This window comes from Actinoalloteichus spitiensis RMV-1378 (genome assembly GCF_000239155.1).
GTDB classification, from domain to species: domain Bacteria; phylum Actinomycetota; class Actinomycetes; order Mycobacteriales; family Pseudonocardiaceae; genus Actinoalloteichus_B; species Actinoalloteichus_B spitiensis.
This window is the reverse complement of sequence record NZ_AGVX02000727.1, coordinates 1-3,271: the sequence shown is the minus strand read 5'-3', so window position 1 is coordinate 3,271 and position 3,271 is coordinate 1. Positions and strand designations below refer to the sequence as shown.

General features: G+C 73.3%; 3 protein-coding genes. 2 read left to right on the top strand and 1 reads right to left on the bottom strand.

Features of this window, described 5'->3' with window-relative positions; translation table 11 throughout:
* Positions 1–25 precede the first annotated feature (25 nt).
* Entirely contained in the window at positions 26–340 is a 315-nt protein-coding gene (locus ACTIDRAF_RS0224590; protein ID WP_016701328.1) for a hypothetical protein, read from the bottom strand.
* Positions 341–491: 151 nt separating this feature from the next.
* Between ACTIDRAF_RS0224590 and ACTIDRAF_RS0224585 the strand changes: the two genes are divergently transcribed.
* A complete protein-coding gene (locus ACTIDRAF_RS0224585) occupies positions 492–2,078 on the top strand; it encodes a DUF885 domain-containing protein (RefSeq protein WP_083886673.1) in 1,587 nt (528 codons plus the stop codon).
* A 108-nt stretch (positions 2,079–2,186) separates the two neighbouring features.
* The gene (locus tag ACTIDRAF_RS0224580) at positions 2,187–3,158 is read left to right on the top strand and encodes a quinone oxidoreductase family protein (RefSeq protein WP_016701326.1); all 972 of its coding nucleotides are present in this window, start codon (positions 2,187–2,189) and stop codon (positions 3,156–3,158) included.
* Positions 3,159–3,271: the final 113 nt, after the last annotated feature.

The window sequence follows — 3,271 nt, the reverse complement described above, 5'->3', positions numbered from 1 at the left end:
GAGGCGGCCCGGGCCCCGGAGCGGCTCACCGGCCACGAGCGCGTGGGCCGGCCATCCGGCGCCGGTGCTCCGGCCCGATCGCCAGTGCAGCCACGGTCGGCTGGTCCCAGTCACTGACCTCGACACCGGGGACCGCCGCGCACAGCCGCCGCGCGGTCTCGTCGTCGCGCACCACGAGGTCACCGAGCGCCCCGTCCGCTCCGACCAGGCAGAGCCGCGTGCCGGGCCGGCCGAGCGGGCTGACGACGGCCCGGACCGCTCCGCCGTGGCGGCGGGCGAAACGGCGCAGCGCCGCCTGGTCGGCGCCCCGGACGGGAGGGTGCGTGGTGTCCTCGCTCATACCCCCACCCTAGGAGTTCTCCCCGGACGGGAAAACCCGTTCCCCCCGGGGAAGTCTGCGCCCCCAATCCCCCTGGTTGTTAGCAAGACGAACGACTATCGTGCTGGTCGTGACCGAGACTTCCTCCTTCGACGCCGTCCTCGACGACTACATGGCCTGGTACTACGACCACAACCCGGTCCACGCCAGCCTGCTCGGCTCGGTCGAGCACGCCCACACCCTCGGTGACTTCTCCGAGTCAGCCCTGCTGGCGACCCGAACGGGCAACGCCAACTGGCTGCGCACCTTCGAGGCGGTGGCCGACCAGGGCCTCGACCCCGACGCGCGGGTGGACCGTGACCTGGTGCTCGCCGTCCTGCGCGGCGCCCGTGTCGAGGAGGAGTGGCCAGCCTGGCGGCGGGACCCCGCCGTCTACGTCGGCCCCGTCTTCCGAGGGCTGTTCTACCCGTTCCTCCAGAAGCTGCTGTCGGAACCGGAACTCGTCGAGCACACCGTGCGCAAGCTCGGCGAGGTCCCGGCGGTGCTCACCGCCTGCCGGCTGAACCTCGACCCGGACCTCGCCGCTCCCCTGCTCGTCGAACGCGGCCTGCGGCAGGCGCGGACGGGCCGCTCGTTCGTCACCGAGACCCTGCCGGGCCTGGTCTCCGACCCCGGGCTCCGCGACAGGGTCGCCACGGCCGCCGAACCTGCGGCGGCCGCCTTCGACGCGGTCGTCGACTTCCTCGAGGAGTTCGGGCGGCGGGCGGGCGGGGACTGGCGCCTGGGCGAGGAGCGCTACTCCCGGCTGCTCGTCGAGAAGGAGCTGCTGGGGTACGGGGCCGCCGAGCTGCACGAGCGTGGCAAGGCCGCCTACGCGGCGCTCGACGAGGAGATGCGCGAGCTGGCGGGTCGCGTCCCCGGCGGGTCGGAGGACTGGCACGCCGTGATGACCAGGCTCCAGCAGGACTACCCCCCGACCCTCCAGGCGATGCGGGACGAGTACGCGGCCGAGACCGACCGCGCCCGCCGGTTCGTCGCGGAACGGGACCTGGTCACCTTCGCCGAGGGGGAACACTGCGAGGTGGTTCCCGCGCCAGCCTTCCAACGGGCGATCCTCTCCGTCGCCTCCTACATGTCCCCACCGCCGCTGACGGACTCCCGCACCGGCCACTTCTTCGTCCCCCACACCCCGGACGGGTACTCCCAGGAGCAGATCGTCCAGCGCCTGCAGACCAACGCGCGGGCGCAGATGCCCACCATCGCGGTGCACGAGGCCTACCCCGGTCACCACTGGCACCTCTCCTGGATGGCCGGCAACCCGCGTCGTGCCCGGAAGACGTTCCGCACGTCCTACTTCAGCGAGGGCTGGGCGCTCTACGTCGAGACGATGATGCGCGAACAGGGGTACTTCACCGACCCCGCACACGAACTCGGGCACCTGGAGGCCCGGTTGTTCCGGGCGGCCCGCATCGTCGTGGACACCGCCCTGCACGCGGGGGAGATGACCGTCGAGCAGGCCAGGGAGTTCATGCGCACCAAGGCCTCCCTCACGGAGGACACGGCGGTGGGCGAGGTGTCGCGCTACTGCTCGTGGCCGACGCAGGCGCCGTCCTACCTGACGGGGTGCTTGGAGATCGAGGACATCCGGGCCGAGTACCTGGCCGCCGGCCGGGGCGACCTGAAAGCCTTCCACGACACCATCGCCGGCTCCGGCGCGCTCCCCCTCGGCCTGGCCCGCCGGGTCGCGCTGGGCGAGTGACAGCGCCGCACCGGTGATCCAATAGAGGCTGCCGGCGGGTGGGCAGCCACGGTGGAACCCCACCCGCCCGGCGGTGAACCCACGCGCACACCAGCAGGAGGAGACGAGATGCGGGCGATCCAGGTGGCGGAGACCGGCGGCCCCGAGGTGCTGACCCCGGTGGAGCTGGCCGATCCCGAACCGGCTCCCGGCGAGGTACTCGTCGAGGTCGGCGCGGCCGGCGTGAACTTCATCGACACCTACCAGCGGTCCGGGGTGTACCGGATGGAGGTCCCCTTCGTCCCCGGGCTGGAGGGGACGGGCCGGGTGACGGCGGTGGGTTCCGGGGTGACCCGTTTCTCCGCCGGGGACCGCGTGGCCTGGGCGCAGACCTCCGCCAGCTACGCGGAGCGCGTCGCGGTCCCGGCCGACGGGGCGGTGCTCGTCCCCGAGGGCGTCAGCGACGAGCAGGCCGCCGCCATGCCGCTCCAGGGGATGACCGCGCACTACCTGGTCGCCTCCACCCGCCCGGTGGGGCACGGGGACACCGTCCTCGTGCACGCCGCCGCCGGTGGCGTGGGGCTGCTGCTCGTCCAGCTCGCCAAGGCGCGGGGCGCCCGTGTCCTGGGCACGGTGTCCACGGACGAGAAGGAACACCTCGCCAGGACGGCGGGAGCCGACGAGATCATCCGGTACACCGAGGCCGACGTCGCCGAGGAGGTCCGTCGACTCACCGGCGGTGCGGGCGTGGACGTCGTCTACGACGGGGTCGGGCGGGACACCTTCGACGCGAGCCTGGCCAGCCTGCGGCCCCGGGGGATGCTGGTGCTCTTCGGCGGTTCCAGCGGCCAGGTCCCCCCGTTCGACCTCCAACGGCTGAACGCCGGGGGCAGCCTGTTCGTCACCAGGCCCACGTTGGCCCACCACATCGCCGACCGGGCGGAACTGGAGTGGCGGGCGCGCGAGCTGTTCGACCTGATCGCCTCGGGACGGCTCGACCTCCGGATCGGGGGCCGCTACCCGCTCCAGGACGCGCGCCAGGCGCACGAGGACCTGGAGGCGAGGCGGACCAGTGGGAAGCTGTTGCTGCTCCCGGCCTGATCCGGTCCTCGCGCACCCGGGGACCGGGGCCGGAACTGGCGGCGGGCGGGGTCGGGCCGGTGCCCGACCGACCGCCGCCCCGGGTGGCGTCGAGGAGGGGGTGCCATGCGCAT

Coding starts and splice junctions, on each gene's coding strand:
- ACTIDRAF_RS0224590 (WP_016701328.1), bottom strand. CDS start 340: ATGAGCGAGGACACCACGCACCCTCCCGTCCGGGGCGCCGACCAGGCG.
- ACTIDRAF_RS0224585 (WP_083886673.1), top strand. CDS start 492: ATGGCCTGGTACTACGACCACAACCCGGTCCACGCCAGCCTGCTCGGC.
- ACTIDRAF_RS0224580 (WP_016701326.1), top strand. CDS start 2,187: ATGCGGGCGATCCAGGTGGCGGAGACCGGCGGCCCCGAGGTGCTGACC.